This is a genomic window from Staphylococcus sp. HMSC072B07, from assembly GCF_001815505.1.
Taxonomy (GTDB): domain Bacteria; phylum Bacillota; class Bacilli; order Staphylococcales; family Staphylococcaceae; genus Staphylococcus; species Staphylococcus simulans.
The window spans coordinates 1-868 of the sequence record NZ_KV820931.1; the positions used below are offsets into that span (position 1 = coordinate 1).

At 31.8% G+C, this 868-nt stretch carries 1 protein-coding gene; it reads left to right on the plus strand.

The genetic code is table 11. The features are described from left to right. Window positions 1-408: 408 nt before the first annotated feature. On the plus strand, window positions 409-868 hold a 460-nt coding region (locus HMPREF3031_RS09615), incomplete at its 3' end, for a winged helix-turn-helix transcriptional regulator (protein WP_142351321.1).

Below are 868 nucleotides of genomic sequence, written 5' to 3' on the forward strand. Positions count from 1 at the left end.
ATCAAAAATTCAAACATAAAAAAGGTTCTTAAACTATAAAAAAAGAGAGCAGCTATTGCTCAGCCGCTCTCTTTTTTAATATTATGTTAATGCTTTTAATTTTTAATGATTAGTGCTAAGATAACATTAAATAAAAAGAACGAAAAAAGAACACCAGCACTAATTACTGTTAGCCGCAGTAATTAGCCGCTACCGATAAACCAGCTATCGGCGCACTTTAGGTGTCCTTCTTTCTTATTCTTTTGATACTCTTATGTTACAAGAACAAAAGTAAAATTGCAACATAAAAGTATTAAATGAAACAAGAAAGCAGAGATACCGCTAACTGATGATATTGTCAAAAAAGTGTAAGCCGTTGTATATATCGGCTCACACTTTTTTTGTTCCTCTAAGAAAGAAGGAAAAATTATGGCATATCAACTAATAAATTTACAAGAACACGCAACATTCGATTCAATTCAAGCAATGGATAACACAGTAAGACAATACAATGCGCAAATCAGCAAAACACATTACGAAACACTGAACCTATTAAAACAATACAGTTGCAAAGTGATTGGTATTTCGCACATTAAAATCAGAACAATTGCAAAGAAATTAGATAAGTCTGTTGCGACTGTCAAACGTCATATCAAGTTTTTAAAAGAAAACGGTTTTATTACTGTAATCAATACTTTGCGAAATAAACAAGGAGGTAAAGGCGCAAATACTTATGCCATTAATCCTATTGAGTTATTCAAAAAAATTCAAAATGAGCTATCGCAAATGAGCTATCGCAATGCACAAAAAAAACGCAATCAAAGCCAATCACAGCAAGCATTAGCCTATGTGCAGGTTAAGAAAGAAACTATGTCTTTTATAAAACTAT